A 15,436-nucleotide genomic window follows, 5' to 3' on the forward strand; every position below is an offset into this window, starting at 1 on the left:
CACCCTAACCGCCCACCACCCCAGCCAAGGCATCGTCCGCCTGAACTTCGATGCACCCAGCGTCGAAGAAGCGGTACGCCTCGCCGAATCCCAAGGTTACCGGGTGGTATCATCGGGCGGGTTTGTACTGCCGTCCTTTCGCATCACCCGCCCCAAGCGCTTTCCGCTCACCCTGTTCAGCCAGGAACTGCTGTCCCTGCTGGATGCCGGACTGCCCTTGCTGGAAGGCATCGAAATCCTCGCCCGCAAAGAGCGCGGCCGTGCCGCCCTAGAGTCGTGGCACAAAGTGGCTCTGCGCTGCGGGTGACACCGCCAGCCTGGACACGCATCACTCCCTTTCAAAACGCCACGCGAAAAACAAAAAGCCCCGCCGAGGATCTCGGCGGGACTTTCAGTGATCGCGTTACGCTTATTCCGAGCGCTGCGCGCGCTTGCGGTCGTGTTCCTTCAAGTGACGCTTGCGGATGCGGATGGACTTCGGTGTCAGTTCGACCAGTTCGTCGTCGTCGATGAACTCCACGGCGGATTCCAGCGTCAGCTTGATCGGCGTGGTCAGGCGCACGGCTTCGTCGGTGCCGGAGGCACGCACGTTGGTCAGCTTCTTGCCCTTGATCGGGTTGACGATCAGGTCGTTGTCGCGGCTGTGGATGCCGATGACCATGCCTTCGTACAGCTTGTCGCCGGGGGAGACGAACATGCGGCCACGGTCTTCCAGGTTCCACAGTGCGTAGGCCACGGCATCGCCGTCTTCCTGCGAGATCAGCACGCCGTTGTGGCGACCCGGCAGGTCGGCCTTGACCGGGCCGTAGTCGTCGAACACATGGCTCATCAGACCAGAACCGCGCGTCATGGTCATGAAGTCAGACTGGAAGCCGATCAGGCCACGCGCCGGGATATGGTATTCCAGACGAGTACGGCCATTGCCGTCGGATTCCATGTTGGTCAGTTCGCCGCGACGGCGACCGATCTCTTCCATCACACCGCCCTGATGGCCGTCTTCCAGGTCGATGGTCAGGTTCTCATACGGCTCGCACTTCTCGCCGTTGATTTCCTTGTACACCACGCGCGGCTTGGCCACGGCCATCTCGAAACCTTCGCGGCGCATGTTTTCCAGCAGGATGGTCAGGTGCAACTCGCCACGACCGGAGACGCGGAACACGTCGGCATCTTCGGTATCTTCCACGCGCAGCGCCACGTTGGTCAGCAATTCCTTGTTCAGGCGGTCACGAATCTGGCGTGAAGTCACGAACTTGCCTTCGGTACCGGCCAGCGGCGAGCTGTTCACCATGAAGTCCATGGTCAGCGTCGGCTCATCCACCGTCAACATCGGCAGGCCGACGGGATTGTCGCGGTCACACACGGTCACGCCGATACCGATCTCGTCCAGACCGGAGATGATGATGATGTCGCCCGCTTCGGCGCTTTCCACCGCGATGCGCTCCAGACCACGGAAACCCAGCACCTGATTGATACGACCCGAGCTGATTTGCTGCTCGTGGTTCATCACCACCACTTGCTGACCCGGCTTGATGCGGCCATTCAGCACGCGACCGATGCCCAGACGACCGGTGAAGGTGGAGTAATCCAGTGCGGCCAGTTGGAATTGCAGCGGCGCATCGGGGCTGCCCGGTGGGGTCGGCACGTGGCTCAGCACGGTGTCGAACAGCGGGTTCATGTTATCGGCGCTACCGCCGTTGGACGGCGCATCGGTCAGATCCAGGCAGGCCCAGCCATTCAGGCCGGAAGCGTAAATAACGGGGAAATCGAGCTGCTCGTCAGTGGCGTGCAGCTTGTCGAACAGATCGAAGGTCTGATCCAGCACCCAGTCAGGACGCGCACCCGGACGGTCCACCTTGTTGATCACGACGATGGGCTTCAAGCCCAACGCCAGCGCCTTCTTGGTCACGAAACGGGTCTGCGGCATCGGGCCTTCCACCGCGTCCACCAGCAGCACCACGCCGTCCACCATGCCCAGCACGCGCTCCACCTCGCCGCCGAAGTCGGCGTGTCCCGGTGTGTCCACGATGTTGATGTGATACTCGCCGTAAGTGATGGCGGTGTTCTTCGCCAGAATGGTGATGCCGCGCTCCTTTTCCAGATCGTTGGAGTCCATCACGCGCTCATCCACCTGCTGGTTGTCGCGGAACGTGCCGGATTGGCGCAAAAGTTGGTCAACCAGCGTGGTCTTGCCGTGGTCAACGTGGGCGATGATGGCGATATTACGAAGGGCGCGGGACATGGGTAACTGCCTGATAAAGAATTCAAAGGGCGCGCATTCTAGCACACCCGCCCCGACGACGAAGGAGAACATCGGCCAGACGCCTATGGTTGAAACTTTCTCCCTCCTTCGGTAGTCTTAGCGCCGCTGTTCAATATTCCCCGGAGGAAAAATGCACTACCAACCCATCACCGCAACGCAGACTGGCTCGTTTGTAGCCGACCAGAACAAGGTCCTGCGCAACACTTACATGATGCTGGCGCTGACCATGATCCCCACGGTCATCGGCGCGTTCATCGGCACCTCGATCAATTTCTCGTTCATGGCGGAACATCCGATCATGTCCACGCTGCTGATGTTCGGCGCGATGATGGGCATGCTGTTCGCCGTCACCGCCCTGCGCAACAGCGTGTGGGGCATCGTCGCCCTGCTGGGCTTCACCTTCGTCGCGGGTGTGTTGCTCGGCCCTATCCTGCAAGTCGCCTTGCACTTCAAGAACGGCGCGCAACTGGTGGGCATGGCCGCAGGCGGCACCGGCATCATCTTCGGCAGCCTGGCCACCATCGCCACGGTGACCAAGAAGGATTTCAGCTTCATGGGCAAGTTCCTGTTCATCGGGCTGATCCTGCTGCTGGTCGCGTCCCTGGCCAATGTGTTCCTGCACATCCCCGCCCTGTCGCTGACCATCTCGGCCATGGCGGTGCTCATCTTCTCGGCTTACATCCTGTTCGACGTGAGCCAGATCGTGCGTGGCGGCGAGACCAACTACGTGATGGCGACGCTGGCGCTGTACATGGATATCTACAACCTGTTCATCAACTTGCTGAACCTGTTGATGGCCTTCAGCGGCGAACGCGACTAAGCTCGCGCGCAATAGCAAAGGCGGCCTCTGGCCGCCTTTTTCATTTCACAAATGGAGACAATCTTGGAACTGAACACTTTCCTGCAACGCCTGAACGACGCTCCCGAGACCATCGCCTTCGCCGACACCATCGCGGTGATCGAAGCACTGTACGACTTCACCCCGACCGAATTCCGCAACGGCGACCTGCTCAACGAAGCGGGCAAGAACTCCGGCTCGTGCAAGATATTTTCCTTCGCCAAACTGCAAGGACTCTCGCCCACACTCACCCTGCACTGCTTCGGCGACTATTACCGCAAAGACGTGCTCGGCCACCCCGAAGCTACCGACCACCAGAACATCCGCAACTTCATGCGCACGGGCTGGGATGGCATCGACTTCAGGGCTGCGGCACTGAGCACCAAACCGCAGTAACTCAGTCCGACTCCCGCACCCAAAAGACAAGGCACCCCTCAGGGTGCCTCACCTGACCCGCATGCGGCCCGCAGCTAGACCTGCATGTTCATGATGTCGTTGTAGGCGGCGACAACCTTGTTGCGCACCTGCACGGTGGTCTGGAAGGCGACGTTCGCCTTCTGCATGGCGATCATGGTGTCGCTCAGGCTGACTTTGTCATCGCCCAGCACGAACGCTTTCTGCATATCCTCGGCCACGTGCTGGCGGCTGGATACGCCGTCCAGTTGCGCCTTGAGTGCGCTGGCGAAGTCCGCCTGCCCCGCACCACCAACGCCTTGCGATGAAGCCACGCCGCCCTGCGCCTGCGCCATGATGGTACGCATCTGCGCCAGCAAATTGTCCACTCCAGAGACGTTCATCTTGCACCTCCATTTCCGATGGCCGCACGATAGCAAGGCGCGCGCGATGGGCATGGGGCGAAAAGCCCGCGAATTCCCCCCTTATTCGGATGAATGCACTTGAGTGGTCTGAGGATAATGCGCAACAGGGAAATCAGGCTCATTTCATCACCATGGCGGACACAGACATCACAACCCGATCCGGATCGCCGCTGACACAGGCGCTGGATCGCCTTTCCGGCTCACAAAAGATCGGCCTGATGGTGGCCATCGCCGCCATCATCGCCATCGTCATCGGCTCGGTGATGTGGGGGCAGACACCGGACTATCGGGTGCTGTACAGCAACCTGTCGGACAGGGACGGCGGCGCGATCATCGAATCGCTGCAGCAGATGAACGTCCCCTACAAGTTCACCGAAGGCGGCGGCGCGGTGCTGGTCCCCGCCAATCTGGTCCACGAGACCCGCCTGAAGCTCGCCTCGCAAGGTTTGCCCAAGGGCGGCAACGTCGGTTTCGAGCTGATGGAGAACCAGAAGTTCGGCACCAGCCAGTTCCTCGAACAAGTGAACTACCAGCGTGCACTGGAAGGCGAGCTGGCGCGCTCGGTACAGACGCTGGCCTCGGTGCAGAGCGCCCGCGTGCATCTGGCCATCCCCAAGCCCTCCGTCTTCGTCAAGGATCAACAGAAACCCAGCGCCTCGGTGATCCTGTCGCTCAATGCGGGCCGCACTCTGGATGCCGGACAAGTCAGTGCCATCGTCCACCTGATCTCCAGCAGCGTGCCCGAGATGTCGGCCAAGAGCGTCACTCTGGTGGATCAGAACGGCACGCTGCTCTCGGCCATGCGCGAAGGCGGCACCGAGGTGCTGGATGCCAGCCAGCTCAAGTACCTGCGCCAGATCGAACAGGATTACGTCAAACGCATCCAGGACATCATCATTCCGCTGGTCGGTGCCAACAACGTGCGCGCCCAAGTGACGGCTGACCTCGATTTCTCGCAGTCCGAGCAGACCGCCGAGAGCTACGGCCCCAACCAACCGCCGAATCAGGCCGCCGTGCGCAGTCAGCAGTCCACCGAGTCCGTCAACAACGGCGCAGGCGGCCCTGCCGGTGTACCGGGCGCATTGTCCAATCAGCCACCGGTACCGGCCACGGCTCCCATCGTCAATCCGGCGAGTTCGGTCACCTCCAGCGCCGCCACCAGCAGCACGCACAAGGAGGCCACCACCAACTTCGAGGTGGATCGCACCATACGCCACACCAAACTGCCCGTCGGCTCGATCAAGCGCATGTCGGTGGCCGTGGTCGTCAACCATCGCACCGTTCTGGACAAAAAAGGCACCCCGTCGAGCAAGCCTCTGAGCGACGAGGAAAAAGCCCAGATCACGGCTCTGGTGAAAGAGGCGATGGGCTATGACGAGAAACGGGGCGACAGCCTGGAGGTCATCAACAGCGCCTTTACCGACGACAAGGAGGTTCTGCCGGATGTGCCGCTGTGGAAGCAGCCCGGCATGGTCGACCTGGCCAAGGAGTTGCTGAAATACGGCCTGATCGCCGGGGTGATGTTGGCGCTGATCTTCATGGTCATCCGCCCCGCCTTCAAGAACCTGGCCCCCCCGCCCCCGCAGGAGCCTGGGGAAGAGAGTGGCGAGTCTGCCGCCGAAGGAGCGACACACCAGTCGGGACATGATGATGCGATAGCGGGTGCAGGCGCGGACGCTGCCTCCGGCGGCTTGAACCGGAGCGCGCCCTCCTACGAGAACCATGTCCAGGCCGTCAAGCAACTGGCACAACAAGACCCGAAGATCGTCGCCACCGTGGTCAAGGAATGGGTGAACGGCAATGAGTAACGACGGAGCCACCAAGAGCGCCATCCTGCTGATGACGATGGGCGAGACCGAGGCCGCCGAGGTCTTGAAATTCCTCGGCCCCAAGGAAGTACAGAAGATCAGCGCCGAGATGGTCAACCTGAAGAACCTGACGCACGAACAGATCGCCGTCGTGTACGAAGAGTTCATGACCATCGCTGCCACCAAGACCACGATAGGCATGGATTCGCACGACTACATCCGCAGCATGCTGATCAAAGCGCTGGGCGACGAGAAGGCCGCCGGCATCCTGGATCGCATCATGCAGAACAGCGACACCGCCGGTATCGAAAGCCTGAAGTGGATGGATGCGCCCTCCATCGTGGAGCTGATCGGCAACGAGCATCCTCAGATCATCGCCACCATCCTGGTACATCTGGAGCCGGACCAGGCCTCCTCGGTGCTGGCCTTGCTGAGCGAGCGCACGCGCGGGGACGTGATGCTGCGCATCGCCACGCTGGATGGCGTACAACCCGCCGCCCTGCGCGAGCTGAACGATGTGCTGTCCAAGCTGATGGTGAGCGGCGGCTCGGGCAAGAAGAGCATCAAGGGCGGCGTGCGCACAGCGGCAGAGATCCTCAACTACATGGGCACCACGCTGGAGGGGCAGGTGCTGGATGCGGTACGCGGCCATGACCCCGATCTGGCGCAGGAGATCCAGGACGAGATGTTCGTCTTCGAGAACATGCTGGAGATCGACGATCGCGGCATCCAGCAGATCCTGCGCGAGGTCCAGTCCGAGACCCTGATCGTGGCACTCAAGGGTGCCAGCGAGGAAATGCGCAACAAGATCTTCAAGAACATGTCGTCGCGCGCAGCCGAGATGATGAAGGAGGATCTGGAGTCCAAGGGACCGGTCAAACTCAGCGAGGTCGAGGCGAACCAGAAGGAGATCCTCAAGATCGTGCGCCGTCTGTCGGAAGAAGGCCAGATCGCGCTGGGCGGCAAGGGAGACGAGGCCTATGTCTAATGAACGACTCACGGCTTGGCAACGCTGGGAACTGCCCTCGTTCGATGCCCCGAAGTCGGCCCTCGATACGGACACCGTCCCCGTGGTCCTGCCTACCGCTTCCGAGCTGGAGGACATCCACCAGCAGTCGCGCAACGAAGGCTATCTGGCCGGACACGCCGAAGGGTTTCAGGCCGGGCACGCCGAAGGCTTGCAACTCGCCGCCGAACAGACCGCCAAACTGACCGCGCTGATCGACTCGCTGGAAGGCTCGATGCGTAGCGCCGATCAGGATCTGGCCCAGGAAGTGCTGAACCTGGCACTGGAAGTGGCGCGCCAGATGCTGCATCAGGCGCTCGCCGTCAAGCCGGAGCTGATCCTGGGGGTGATCCGCGAGGCGATCAACACCTTGCCGCACTTCAACCAGTCGGCCCATCTGGTGCTCTGCCCGGCGGATGCAGAACTTGTGCGTGCCCAGATCGGTGACCAGTTGTCGCACCTGGGCTGGAAGATCAATGAGGATGCCCGGATGGAGCGGGGTAGCTGTCGCGTAGACACGGCGCAGAGCCAGATCGATGCCGGACTGGAAACCCGGTGGCGGCGCGTCGTTTCGACCCTGGGGAGCGATTCGACATGGATGCAAGCGTAAACCCACACACCCGCCACTGGCTCAACTGCCTGCAAGACAGTCGGGAAGTCCTGCAGCAATGCAAACCCTTGCAGCTGAGTGGCCGCCTGACCAAGGTCACCGGCATGGTGATGGAAGCGGTCGGCCTGCGGATGCCGGTGGGAAGCACTTGCGCTATCGAGCTGCCCAACAATCGCATCGAGGCGGAAGTCGTCGGATTCTCCGGCGACCGCCTGTTCCTGATGCCGGAGAACGATGTCCAGGGCTTGGTGCCGGGCGCGCGCGTCGTGCCGATCGAACCTGCGCCCATCATCACTTATGCCACCAAACGCCCGAAACTGCGTCGCCGCGCCTCCGACCTCGCGCGCCACCTGCCGGTAGGCAAGATGCTGCTCGGTCGCGTGGTGGACGGTGCCGGACGACCGCTGGACTCGCTGGGCCCCTTGCTGGAAGAAGAGAGCGCCGCCTTGCAAAGTCGCCCGATCAACCCGCTGGACCGCGCCCCGATCAAGGATGCGCTGGATGTCGGCGTGCGTGCCATCAACAGCCTGCTCACGGTCGGACGCGGTCAGCGCATGGGCTTGTTCGCCGGTTCCGGTGTGGGCAAGAGCGTGTTGCTGGGCATGATGGCGCGCTATACCAGCGCCGATGTGATCGTGGTCGGCCTGATCGGCGAGCGGGGCCGTGAAGTGAAGGAGTTCATCACCGACATTCTCGGCAAAGAGGGGCTGTCACGCTCGGTCGTGGTGGCCGCGCCCGCCGACACCAGCCCGCTGATGCGCATGCAAGGTGCGGCGTATGCCACCACCATCGCTGAATACTTCCGCGACAAGGGCAAGAACGTGCTGCTGATCATGGATTCGCTCACCCGCTACGCCATGGCACAACGCGAGATCGCGCTGGCCATCGGAGAACCGCCCGCCACCAAGGGTTACCCACCTTCGGTGTTCGCCAAACTGCCGATGCTGGTGGAGCGAGCCGGCAATGGTGTGGAAGGCGGCGGCTCGATCACCGCGTTCTACACCGTATTGACCGAGGGCGATGACCAGCAAGACCCTATCGCCGACAGCGCGCGCGCCATCCTCGATGGCCATGTCGTGCTGTCCCGCCGCCTGGCCGAGGAAGGGCATTACCCCGCCATCGACATCGAAGCATCGATCAGTCGCGCGATGAGCCATCTGGTCAGTCCGGAGCACTTCGGCCAGGTGCAGCGTTTCAAGCAGATGTATGCGCATTACCAGCGCAACCACGATCTGATCAGTGTCGGTGCCTACGTCAGTGGCAGCGACCCCTTGCTGGACAAGTCCATCGTATTGCACCCGCGCATGGAGTCATTCCTGAAGCAAGGCATGTTCGAAAGCGACCCCATGGCACACAGCATGGACCAGTTCGCATCACTTCTGGTCGAGGATTAGGTAGAGGAACATGACAAAACCGTTCTCATTGCAACCGCTGGTCAACCTCGCGCAACAACGCAACGAGGCCGCCACCAAGCGCCTGGGCCAGCTCAACCAGCAGAAACAGACCGCCCAAGGCAAGCTGGATGTGCTGGTGCAGTATCGCAAGGATTATCAGGACAAGTTCCAGGAGGCCGTGAAGAGCGGCATGGAACCCGCCGAGCTGCGCAACTTCCAGGAATTCATCTATCGCCTGGACGAAGCCATCACCCAGCAGCGCCAGGTCGCCATCAACGCCGAACATGCGGTGACTCATGGCCGCGAGGAATTGAAAGCAGCGCAGATCAAAATGAAGTCATTCGATGCCCTGGCTCAACGACACGTCGAGGTCGGCAAAAGGTTCGAAGCCAAAATGGAGCAAAAGGCACAGGATGAACATGCTGGCCGTCAGGCCACCTACCAGAAACCACACCCTGAAGGGGAATTGCCATGAACGCAGTCTTGCTGACGACACCCACTAACCCGCCCCAGAAACCCGTCAATCGCACCAGTGATGACGGAGCCGGAGCTCAGCAACCGCCTTTCGGCTCGGTACTTTCCGGCCAGATGGCGCGCCAGGCCATGCAGGAGCAACATCACACCGCCAACAAAACGGCTACGCGCAAGGAACAGCCCCCCGCCGTCGCTGCGGATGCCCCCGTTGCACCGCCTGACGGGACGGTCGCACTGCCTGCCGACCTGCTGGTCAACCTGATCCAGCAAGGTCAGGCAGCCGGAACGACCACAACGAGCGATGCCCGGTCTGCCGCCGCGCCCGGTGAAGTGCGCTCTTCCGCCACGCTCCCCCGCACCACGACTCTCCCGTCAGCCCCCACCGAAAGCGCCCCGGACATGACCGCCGCTGCCGTCACAGACGACAGCCCCCGCCCCCGGTTGACTACCGAGCCGGCTTCGGGTGTCGCCCAGCGCGGCACGGATACCACCGCGCTGACCACAGCGAAGCGGGATACCGCCTCTGACAGCATGATCGCCGGGGTGCGCAGCAGCCTGCCGGATGGGGCGAGCACGCTGACAACACGACAGGAACAAGGCCACATCGCCGATGCCCCCCTGCCCGCCTTGACCGGCGTGGCCCAGGCGAACGCCGCCGCATTGACCACGCCCACAGCCGCCCCGGCACAACTCAGCATAGCACCGCCCGTAGGCCGCAAGGACTGGGGGGATGAGTTCGGCCAGAAGGTGACCTGGCTGGCTACCCAACATCAGCAAAGCGCCGAACTCCACCTGAACCCTCCTCAGCTCGGCCCGTTGGACGTGGTCGTCAGCGTGAGCGGCGACCAGGCTACGGCATTCTTCTCGTCGCCGCACGCAGCCGTACGCGAGGCCGTCGAGCAAGCCATGCCTAAACTCCGTGAACTGATGGCCGATAACGGCATCACGCTGTCGAACACATCGGTGAGTGACCAGAGTCAAAGTACCTCCCAGGATTCCCGCCAACGCAGTTCAGGCACTCGTTCCCCTGGCGTTTCGGATAACATCGCTGCCGGCGAACAACCTTCGACCAGAGTGACCGCACCGGTCCGGCGACACCAAGGCTTGCTTGATACGTTCGCATGACCGGGGAATAAGGGGGGATTCTGCGTCTTATTTGGCTGATGCGCCGACTGCGTACCCGAAGATAATGACACCAACCTGATAGGAGAAAACGATGTCCAAGCCAGCAGCAAAACCGGCAGCCGCCGGAGAAGAGAAACCCAAGAGCAAGAAAATGCTCATTATCGTCGCCGCCGTACTGGTATTGGCGATCGGTGGCGGTGTCGGGTTCTTCATGATGGGCGGAAAACATCCGGAAGAAGAGGAAGCACATGCCGAGCCGGCAGCGCATCCGGTGTTCGTGACGCTGGACACGTTCACAGTCAACCTGCAACGCGAAGAGGGCGACCAGTTCCTGCAGATCGGCCTGTCGTTGAAGGTCATGGATCCCAAACTGGAGGAAGAGATCAAGGCCAACATGCCCGAGATCCGCAGCAAACTGCTGTTGCTGCTGTCGAGCAAGCGCGCCTCCGAACTCTCTACCCCCGAAGGAAAACGCTCCCTGGCCAACGAGATCGTGGAAGAGACCAACGGTGTGCTGGGTGCCGGTGAACCTCCGGAAGAGGCCCCTGCCAAGGGCAAAAAGTCCAAACACGCCGCCAAAGCCAAGGAAGGTGTCGAAGACGTACTGTTCACTTCCTTCATCATCCAGTAATCATCATGTCCAGCGACTTTCTCTCCCAAGACGAAGTTGACTCCCTGCTCCGGGGAGTCACGGGGGAGTCTGACGAAAAGAAAGCCGACGACACTCCCGGCGGCATCCGGCCTTACAACCTGGCGACGCAGGAGCGCATCGTGCGTGGGCGCATGCCCACCATGGAGGTCATCAACGAGCGCTTCGCCCGCTTGTTCCGCATCAACCTGTTCAACTTCATCCGGCGCACTCCCGAGATCTCGGTCAGCCAGGTGCGCGTGCTGAAATTCAGCGAGTTCATCCGCAACCTGCCGGTGCCCGCCAACTTCAACATGGTGCAGGCCAAGCCGCTGCGCGGCAACGGCCTATTCGTACTCGACCCCAACCTGGTGTTCCAGGTGGTGGACAACATGTTCGGCGGCGACGGCAGCATCCACACCCGGGTCGAAGGGCGTGAGTTCACGCAGACCGAGATGCGCATCATCCAGAAACTGCTGGCCGTCGTGTTCGAGTCCTACGAGAAATCCTGGGAGTCGGTGTACAAACTGAAGTTCGAGTTCGTGCGCTCGGAGATGAACCCGCAATTCGTCAACATCGCCACGCCCAACGAAGTCGTGGTCGCCACCACGTTCGAGATCGAATTCGGCGGCACCGGCGGCCCCATCCATATCTGCTTCCCGTACGCGATGATCGAGCCGATCCGCGAGATGCTGTACAGCACCATGCAAGGGGATCACCTGATCGCGGACAAGCGCTGGCTGAACATGCTGTCCAAGCAGATCCAGTCGGCGGATGTAGAGCTGAAGGCTCAACTGGGCCACGCCCGGATCACGCTCGGGCAAGTCCTCAAGATGCAATCCGGGGATGTCATCCCGCTGGAAGTGGACGACTCCATACAGGCTCTGGTGGGAGAAGTCCCGGTGATGGACTGCAAGTACGGTGTCTTCAACGGACAGTATGCCCTGCGGGTGGAGCGGATGCTGACAGGGAACGTAACCGAAAGTAACGGAGAACGATCATGAACGATCAAACCAGCGAACAAATCAGTGCCGACGACTGGGGCGCAGCGATGGCGGAACAAGCCTCGGCCACCACCGATGACTGGGGTGCGGCCATGGCGGAACAGGCAGGCTCGACACAGGCCGCCGGGCTGTCCTCGGCGAAACCCCACGTGTTCGAGGAGTTCTCCAGCGGCAGCGGCAGTGCCGCCTCGCGCAACGATCTGGACATGATCCTCGACATCCCGGTGCAGCTCACCGTGGAGTTGGGCCGCACCAAGATGCCGATCAAGAACCTGCTGCAACTGGCGCAAGGTTCGGTGGTCGAGCTGTCAGGCTTGGCGGGCGAGCCGCTGGATGTGCTCATCAACGGCTTCCTCATCGCCCAGGGCGAAGTGGTGGTGGTGAACGACAAGCTGGGCATCCGCCTGACCGACATCATCACGCCGTCGGAACGCCTGCGCCGCCTCAATCGATAACATGTTGCGCCCGCTCACAGCCCTCGCCGCGCTCAGGTTACCGCTCGTCGCGGCGGCGGACACCGCCTCCCGTCCAGCGTATGTTCCTCCCGCCCCCACCGCCCTTTCCTCGGGCAGCATCCTGCAAGTGATCTTCAGCCTGCTGCTGGTGCTCGGTGCCATCGTGCTGGTGGCCTGGCTGCTCAAACGCATCAACCTGCCACAACAGGGTGGTCGCAACCTGCTCAAGGTGGTCAGCGGCGTGGCCGTGGGCCAGCGTGAACGCATCGTGCTGGTCGAGGTCGGCGAGACCTGGCTGGTGGTCGGCGTCGCCCCCGGTTCGGTGCGCACGCTGCATACCCTGCCGAAGTCCGCCCTGCCCGCCGCCGAAGCGGGCGCACTGGAAGGCGATCAGACCGCGTTCCAGAGCTGGCTCAAGCAAGTGATGGAGAAAAAGAATGCGGCTTAGTCGCGCACTGTTGCTGGTTTTGCTGGCCTTGGCGGCTCCGCTCGCCTGGGCCGCCGAAGCTGGCTTGCCCGCGCTGACCAGCACGCCGTCAGCCGGTGGCGGCCAGACCTGGACGCTCAGCCTGCAAACGCTGGTGCTCATCACCTCGCTGACCTTCCTGCCGGCTGTGCTGCTGATGATGACCGGCTTCACCCGCATCATCATCGTGCTGTCGCTGTTGCGCTCCGCGCTCGGCACGCAGTCCTCACCGCCCAATCAGGTGCTGGTCGGGCTGGCGCTGTTCCTCACCTTCTTCGTCATGTCGCCGGTACTCGAAAAGATCTACAACGAGGCCTGGCTGCCCTACAGCGAAAGCAAGATCTCGCTGGAACAGGCTTACGACACCGGCAGCGCGCCGCTCAAGGCCTTCATGCTGCGCCAGACGCGCGAATCCGACCTCGCCCTGTTCGTCAAGATCTCCAACTCCGGCCCGCTGGAAAGTCCGGAGACCGTGCCGATGAAGATCCTCGTCCCGGCTTATGTCACCAGCGAACTCAAGACCGCCTTCCAGATCGGCTTCGTGGTGTTCATCCCCTTCCTCATCATCGACATGGTGGTCGCCAGCGTGCTGATGTCCATGGGTATGATGATGGTGTCGCCCGCCATCATCGCGCTGCCGTTCAAGATCATGCTGTTCGTGCTGGCCGATGGCTGGAGCCTGCTGATCGGCTCGCTGGTACAGAGTTTCTACACCTGAGGTAAGCCGCGATGACTCCGGAAAGTGTGATGACGATAGGCCGACAGGCGCTGGAACTGACGCTGATGGTGTCGGCTCCGCTGCTGCTCACCGCGCTCATCGTCGGTCTGGTCGTCAGCATCTTTCAGGCCGCCACGCAGATCAACGAGATGACACTGTCGTTCATCCCCAAACTGCTGGCCATGTTCCTGGTGATGATCATCGCCGGGCCGTGGATGATAGGGCTGATCACGGACTACATGAAGCGGCTGTTCGAGAGCATCCCCTGGCTGGTGGGGTGAGCCGTGATCTCCTTCACCAGCGCGCAACTGAATCTCTGGATCGCCGCGTTCCTGTTCCCGCTGGCGCGCATCATGGCCTTCATCGCCACCGCGCCTATCCTCAGTAACCGGCAGATACCCAACCGGGTCAAGATCGGTTTCGGCTTCATCCTCACCGTCGCCATCGCCCCTACGCTGAACGCCCCCGTCGACATCGAGCCGGGCTCCGCCAGCGGGATGTTCGTGCTGCTGTTGCAGATTCTTGTCGGCGTGGCGATGGGCTTCGCCATGCGATTGGTGTTCACCGCGATCGAGATGGCCGGCGAGATCGCCGGTTTGCAGATCGGCCTGGGCTTCGCCAGCTTCTACGATCCGCAACGCGCCTCGTTCACCCCCATCCTCGCGCAATTCCTCGGGGTGATCGCCGCGCTGGCCTTTCTCACCATGGACGGCCACCTGTACCTGATCGCCATCCTGGCCGAGAGCTTCAAGACCGTCCCCATCGCCGCCACGCCGCCTTCTGCTCATGCCATGCACACGCTGGCGCTATGGGGGGGCAGTATCTTCGCCTTCGCTCTGCAACTCTCGCTCCCCATACTGGCCGCACTGCTCATCACCAACCTGGCCATGGGCATCCTGTCGCGCAGCGCCCCGCAGGTGAACCTGTTCGCCATTGGCTTCCCGATCACGCTAGCCGTCGGATTCATCATCCTCGCCTTGTCGATGTCGTATTTCGCCCCGCTGGTCGACCAGTTCGCCCACAACGGCCTCGACACCATGCAGCGCATCACGCAGCAAATGAAGAGATAAGCCCGCTCGGCACCCTGGCCGAAAATTTTTCCACTCTGCTCCTTGAAATCGGAAAATCCATGCCCATTTAGCTCGCACGTTTATTTGGAGAGCACGATGGAACACACCGAAGCAAGCGCAGCACCTGCCGAACCGACCGCCGAACAGTCCACCCCCGACACCACCCCAAGCATGGAAGAGCTGCTGCAAGCCGCCGAACGCAAGGCGCAGGAGCATTACGATGCCTGGATGTACGCCAAGGCCGAGGGCGAGAACATCCGCCGCCGCGCAGCCGAAGACGTGAGCAAGGCGCAGAAGTTCGCCGTGGAGCGTTTCTCGAACGAAGTGCTGGCTGTGAAAGACAGTCTGGAAGCCGGTCTGGCCGTGACCACCGAGAACGTGGAGAGCTTCAAGAGCGGCATGGAACTGACGCTGAAACAGCTCACCAGCGTGTTCGAGAAATTCAACATCAAGGAACTCAATCCGGTCGGCGAGAAGCTCGACCCGCATAAGCATCAGGCCATCGGCATGCTGGACAGCGACCAGCCCGCCAACACTGTGGTCAGCGTGATGCAAAAGGGCTACACCCTGAACGACCGCGTGCTGCGTCCGGCGCTGGTGATGGTGTCTAAGGGGAAGTAGGGTCAATTGTGAGACGTGAGACGTAAGTAAAAACCGGCGCAGCCGACAAGCCCGACTAATAACTAACGACTTACGACTACCTCACCCCTTGAAATTACTAACAACCGCCCCATCTTGGGCGACATCGAAATCAACCCGATT

At 61.7% G+C, this 15,436-nt stretch carries 18 protein-coding genes and 1 pseudogene; 17 read left to right on the forward strand and 2 right to left on the reverse strand.

Going from position 1 to position 15,436, the window contains the following annotated elements; translation table 11 throughout:
• Nucleotides 1–307, forward strand: a pseudogene (locus DM08_RS13000) (type II secretion system F family protein); the annotation flags it as partial.
• A gap of 102 nt (nucleotides 308–409) precedes the next feature.
• Here the strand turns inward: DM08_RS13000 and typA are convergent.
• The gene (gene typA, locus DM08_RS05540) at nucleotides 410–2,239 is read right to left on the reverse strand and encodes a translational GTPase TypA (RefSeq protein WP_035383662.1); all 1,830 of its coding nucleotides are present in this window, start codon (nucleotides 2,237–2,239) and stop codon (nucleotides 410–412) included.
• 151 nt (nucleotides 2,240–2,390) lie between these two features.
• Between typA and DM08_RS05545 the strand changes: the two genes are divergently transcribed.
• Both DM08_RS05545 and DM08_RS05550 read left to right on the forward strand, forming a co-directional pair.
• Nucleotides 2,391–3,080, forward strand: coding sequence for a Bax inhibitor-1/YccA family protein (locus DM08_RS05545; protein ID WP_051937813.1), 690 nt, complete (start codon nucleotides 2,391–2,393; stop codon nucleotides 3,078–3,080).
• 63 nt (nucleotides 3,081–3,143) lie between these two features.
• The gene (locus tag DM08_RS05550; RefSeq protein ID WP_035383663.1) at nucleotides 3,144–3,494 is read left to right on the forward strand and encodes a HopJ type III effector protein; all 351 of its coding nucleotides are present in this window, start codon (nucleotides 3,144–3,146) and stop codon (nucleotides 3,492–3,494) included.
• 74 nt (nucleotides 3,495–3,568) lie between these two features.
• On the opposite strand, the gene fliE is transcribed toward DM08_RS05550, so the two are convergent.
• Nucleotides 3,569–3,895 carry a flagellar hook-basal body complex protein FliE gene (fliE, locus tag DM08_RS05555; RefSeq protein WP_035383664.1) on the reverse strand — a complete coding sequence of 109 codons (327 nt, stop codon included), beginning with the start codon at nucleotides 3,893–3,895 and terminating at the stop codon, nucleotides 3,569–3,571.
• A gap of 152 nt (nucleotides 3,896–4,047) precedes the next feature.
• On the opposite strand from fliE, the gene fliF reads away from it, so the two are divergent.
• From fliF to grpE, 14 genes are all read left to right on the forward strand, one after another.
• A complete protein-coding gene (fliF, locus tag DM08_RS05560) occupies nucleotides 4,048–5,724 on the forward strand; it encodes a flagellar basal-body MS-ring/collar protein FliF (protein ID WP_035383665.1) in 1,677 nt (558 codons plus the stop codon).
• Entirely contained in the window at nucleotides 5,717–6,712 is a 996-nt protein-coding gene (gene fliG / locus DM08_RS05565; RefSeq protein ID WP_035383666.1) for a flagellar motor switch protein FliG, read from the forward strand. The genes fliF and fliG overlap by 8 nt, the downstream gene beginning before the upstream one ends.
• Complete coding sequence (locus DM08_RS05570; RefSeq protein ID WP_035383667.1) at nucleotides 6,705–7,340, forward strand: flagellar assembly protein FliH; 636 nt, start codon at nucleotides 6,705–6,707, stop codon at nucleotides 7,338–7,340. Before fliG ends, DM08_RS05570 begins: the two co-directional genes overlap by 8 nt.
• On the forward strand, nucleotides 7,325–8,734 hold the full coding sequence (gene fliI, locus DM08_RS05575; RefSeq protein WP_035383668.1) for a flagellar protein export ATPase FliI: 1,410 nt from the start codon (nucleotides 7,325–7,327) through the stop codon (nucleotides 8,732–8,734). Before DM08_RS05570 ends, fliI begins: the two co-directional genes overlap by 16 nt.
• Nucleotides 8,735–8,744: 10 nt before the next feature.
• A complete protein-coding gene (gene fliJ / locus DM08_RS05580; protein ID WP_035383669.1) occupies nucleotides 8,745–9,209 on the forward strand; it encodes a flagellar export protein FliJ in 465 nt (154 codons plus the stop codon).
• Nucleotides 9,206–10,333, forward strand: coding sequence for a flagellar hook-length control protein FliK (locus tag DM08_RS12210; RefSeq protein ID WP_051937814.1), 1,128 nt, complete (start codon nucleotides 9,206–9,208; stop codon nucleotides 10,331–10,333). The genes fliJ and DM08_RS12210 overlap by 4 nt, the downstream gene beginning before the upstream one ends.
• 91 nt (nucleotides 10,334–10,424) lie before the next feature.
• Nucleotides 10,425–10,964, forward strand: coding sequence for a flagellar basal body-associated protein FliL (fliL, locus tag DM08_RS05590; protein WP_035383670.1), 540 nt, complete (start codon nucleotides 10,425–10,427; stop codon nucleotides 10,962–10,964).
• A gap of 5 nt (nucleotides 10,965–10,969) precedes the next feature.
• Nucleotides 10,970–11,965, forward strand: a complete 996-nt coding sequence (fliM, locus tag DM08_RS05595; RefSeq protein WP_035383671.1) for a flagellar motor switch protein FliM — start codon at nucleotides 10,970–10,972, stop codon at nucleotides 11,963–11,965.
• Nucleotides 11,962–12,420: a flagellar motor switch protein FliN gene (gene fliN, locus DM08_RS05600; protein ID WP_035383672.1), complete on the forward strand. Its 459-nt coding sequence runs from the start codon at nucleotides 11,962–11,964 to the stop codon at nucleotides 12,418–12,420. The genes fliM and fliN overlap by 4 nt, the downstream gene beginning before the upstream one ends.
• A 1-nt stretch (nucleotide 12,421) precedes the next feature.
• Nucleotides 12,422–12,868 (forward strand): flagellar biosynthetic protein FliO, encoded by a 447-nt coding sequence (fliO, locus tag DM08_RS05605; protein ID WP_035383673.1) that lies wholly within the window; start codon nucleotides 12,422–12,424, stop codon nucleotides 12,866–12,868.
• Entirely contained in the window at nucleotides 12,858–13,604 is a 747-nt protein-coding gene (fliP, locus tag DM08_RS05610; protein WP_035383674.1) for a flagellar type III secretion system pore protein FliP, read from the forward strand. Before fliO ends, fliP begins: the two co-directional genes overlap by 11 nt.
• Before the next feature lie 11 nt (nucleotides 13,605–13,615).
• Nucleotides 13,616–13,885, forward strand: a complete 270-nt coding sequence (gene fliQ / locus DM08_RS05615; RefSeq protein ID WP_035383675.1) for a flagellar biosynthesis protein FliQ — start codon at nucleotides 13,616–13,618, stop codon at nucleotides 13,883–13,885.
• 3 nt (nucleotides 13,886–13,888) lie between these two features.
• The gene (gene fliR, locus DM08_RS05620) at nucleotides 13,889–14,674 is read left to right on the forward strand and encodes a flagellar biosynthetic protein FliR (protein WP_035383676.1); all 786 of its coding nucleotides are present in this window, start codon (nucleotides 13,889–13,891) and stop codon (nucleotides 14,672–14,674) included.
• Between the two features lie 96 nt (nucleotides 14,675–14,770).
• Nucleotides 14,771–15,295: a nucleotide exchange factor GrpE gene (gene grpE, locus DM08_RS05625; RefSeq protein ID WP_035383677.1), complete on the forward strand. Its 525-nt coding sequence runs from the start codon at nucleotides 14,771–14,773 to the stop codon at nucleotides 15,293–15,295.
• The last annotated feature ends 141 nt before the right edge of the window (nucleotides 15,296–15,436 follow it).

This window comes from Ferriphaselus sp. R-1 (assembly GCF_000746095.1).
Taxonomy (GTDB): Bacteria; Pseudomonadota; Gammaproteobacteria; order Burkholderiales; family Gallionellaceae; genus Ferriphaselus.

Excerpts from the sequence above, each read along its gene's own strand:
- fliI (WP_035383668.1), top strand. The coding sequence starts at position 7,325 with ATGGATGCAAGCGTAAACCCACACACCCGCCACTGGCTCAACTGCCTG.
- DM08_RS12210 (WP_051937814.1), top strand. The coding sequence starts at position 9,206 with ATGAACGCAGTCTTGCTGACGACACCCACTAACCCGCCCCAGAAACCC.
- fliM (WP_035383671.1), top strand. The coding sequence starts at position 10,970 with ATGTCCAGCGACTTTCTCTCCCAAGACGAAGTTGACTCCCTGCTCCGG.
- fliO (WP_035383673.1), top strand. The coding sequence starts at position 12,422 with ATGTTGCGCCCGCTCACAGCCCTCGCCGCGCTCAGGTTACCGCTCGTC.
- grpE (WP_035383677.1), top strand. The coding sequence starts at position 14,771 with ATGGAACACACCGAAGCAAGCGCAGCACCTGCCGAACCGACCGCCGAA.
- fliL (WP_035383670.1), top strand. The coding sequence starts at position 10,425 with ATGTCCAAGCCAGCAGCAAAACCGGCAGCCGCCGGAGAAGAGAAACCC.
- fliN (WP_035383672.1), top strand. The coding sequence starts at position 11,962 with ATGAACGATCAAACCAGCGAACAAATCAGTGCCGACGACTGGGGCGCA.
- DM08_RS05570 (WP_035383667.1), top strand. The coding sequence starts at position 6,705 with ATGTCTAATGAACGACTCACGGCTTGGCAACGCTGGGAACTGCCCTCG.
- fliQ (WP_035383675.1), top strand. The coding sequence starts at position 13,616 with ATGACTCCGGAAAGTGTGATGACGATAGGCCGACAGGCGCTGGAACTG.
- fliP (WP_035383674.1), top strand. The coding sequence starts at position 12,858 with ATGCGGCTTAGTCGCGCACTGTTGCTGGTTTTGCTGGCCTTGGCGGCT.
- fliG (WP_035383666.1), top strand. The coding sequence starts at position 5,717 with ATGAGTAACGACGGAGCCACCAAGAGCGCCATCCTGCTGATGACGATG.
- typA (WP_035383662.1), bottom strand. The coding sequence starts at position 2,239 with ATGTCCCGCGCCCTTCGTAATATCGCCATCATCGCCCACGTTGACCAC.
- fliE (WP_035383664.1), bottom strand. The coding sequence starts at position 3,895 with ATGAACGTCTCTGGAGTGGACAATTTGCTGGCGCAGATGCGTACCATC.
- fliJ (WP_035383669.1), top strand. The coding sequence starts at position 8,745 with ATGACAAAACCGTTCTCATTGCAACCGCTGGTCAACCTCGCGCAACAA.
- fliF (WP_035383665.1), top strand. The coding sequence starts at position 4,048 with ATGGCGGACACAGACATCACAACCCGATCCGGATCGCCGCTGACACAG.
- DM08_RS05545 (WP_051937813.1), top strand. The coding sequence starts at position 2,391 with ATGCACTACCAACCCATCACCGCAACGCAGACTGGCTCGTTTGTAGCC.